Origin of the sequence: Alistipes sp. AF14-19 (assembly GCF_003461645.1) — a bacterium.
Classification (GTDB): domain Bacteria; phylum Bacteroidota; class Bacteroidia; order Bacteroidales; family Rikenellaceae; genus Alistipes; species Alistipes shahii.
On record NZ_QTXM01000049.1, the window covers coordinates 1 to 1,531 of the forward strand.

The window sequence follows — 1,531 nt, forward strand, 5'->3', positions numbered from 1 at the left end:
CGGTCAGCCAGTCCTTTGAAATAGGCAAGGAAATCGCCCTTCATCTTGGTCTTGTCAAAAAAGCCGTTGTTTTCATTGAAAATGGCTTCGTAGCGCTGGTTGCGCAGGATGACCGCTTTCTTCATCATGCGTGCGTTGAAGTCCCGTTCCTGCTGGTTTGCAGGTTTGGCGAAGATGTAAATTCCTAAGGCTTCACGTGTAATCACTCTCATGGTGACATTGTCACGGTAGCCGGGATAGTAGTCAAGGCATAGTGAATACTGTGTCCCGTTCTTAATCTTGCGCTTACGCAAGGTAACTGTTTTGCATTTACTCATAATAATTATCTTTTAATTGGTTGTATACATTTTGGAGTTGTATCCATGTTTCCGATGGCAAAGGAACAACGTGAAATATCCGTGAATACCTCCACGATACATCATTTTGAAATAATTTTCGATAATCCCGATTTTTCACGGTTATTTGTTCCTTTCAGCCATGACACGCTCCACATCTGAGCGCAAAAGCAGGTTTTTCACACCCACCTTTATCTTTTCGATGTGCTTTACCTTGACGATATGGCAGATGTTGGCTGACGAAAGACCATAGATTTGCTGCACCTGCTCAACGGTATAGTAGCGTTCATCGTTCACAAGGTCAGTTCTGCGGAGTTCGTTCAAATGTGATTTGGAGTAATAGGTACGCCCGTACTCTCTTTTAGTGGGTATCTTATGGCGATAGGTGTAGGCACGGAGTGCGGTCGGCTTCATGCCGAACAGTTCCTCCACCTCCTCGGTCAGTAGCCAGTCGGTAATTTCGCTAATATCAACTGCTACACCGAAAAACTCGTCAATATGCTTCTTGCTGTAATAGTTCTTTCCTGCGATACGGCAGATGGGGATATGGTTACGCTTGGCGGAAGTGTAAAGCCACGACTGCTTTACCTTAAAAAGGGACATCACCTCCTCGCCCGAATAGAAGTCCAACACTTCTTCGCTTTCCTTTTCCCTTTTTTCTCTTTTGGCAGGTAAGGAAGATGAAGATGATTTCCTTGGTGTGGAGGTGTTGCCGGGCAGGATGCGGTGATAGGGATTGCCCTCCAACATCTGCTCGATGTCGGCTCTGCGGATGAATGCCATGCGGTTGCTGATGCGTGAGGCTTTCAGCTTGCCGATGGCTACAAGTTTGTAAATGTACTGTCGGGAACAGCCCATGAGGATGGCTGCTTTGGAAAAGGTGAGATACTCCTGATGCTGTATCTCCATCAAGGGTTGGGCGACTTTGAAGAGGTTGTTCTTCTGCATCACTCTGGCTCGTTTGGCTTCTGCCTGACAAGCCTCACTGCAATATCTTTGCATACCGCTTCGGGTTACAAAGGACTTGCCGCAAAAACTGCATTTTCTGGTTGCTTTCATACCGTTTTATCGTTTAATGGTTCATTTCTTCAATCCTATATCTCTGAAATGGTAAACGGATGTGAACGGAAGTCAACCATTGTCGCTTTTCTACACAGTGTGACTGTTTCCGCATATCGGGGCGGTTATTGTCGCTT

Annotated in this window: 2 protein-coding genes; both read right to left on the minus strand. The window is 46.0% G+C overall.

The window, feature by feature from the left end; all coding sequences use genetic code 11:
• Positions 1 to 317, minus strand: a 317-nt coding sequence (locus tag DWW03_RS16330; RefSeq protein WP_118407059.1) for a recombinase, incomplete at its 3' end; no start/stop codon positions are given.
• 141 nt (positions 318 to 458) lie between these two features.
• Positions 459 to 1,394, minus strand: a complete 936-nt coding sequence (gene tnpA, locus DWW03_RS16335; RefSeq protein ID WP_004292844.1) for a transposon Tn4555 protein TnpA — start codon at positions 1,392 to 1,394, stop codon at positions 459 to 461.
• Positions 1,395 to 1,531: the final 137 nt, after the last annotated feature.

Coding starts and splice junctions, on each gene's coding strand:
- tnpA (WP_004292844.1), bottom strand. CDS start 1,394: ATGAAAGCAACCAGAAAATGCAGTTTTTGCGGCAAGTCCTTTGTAACC.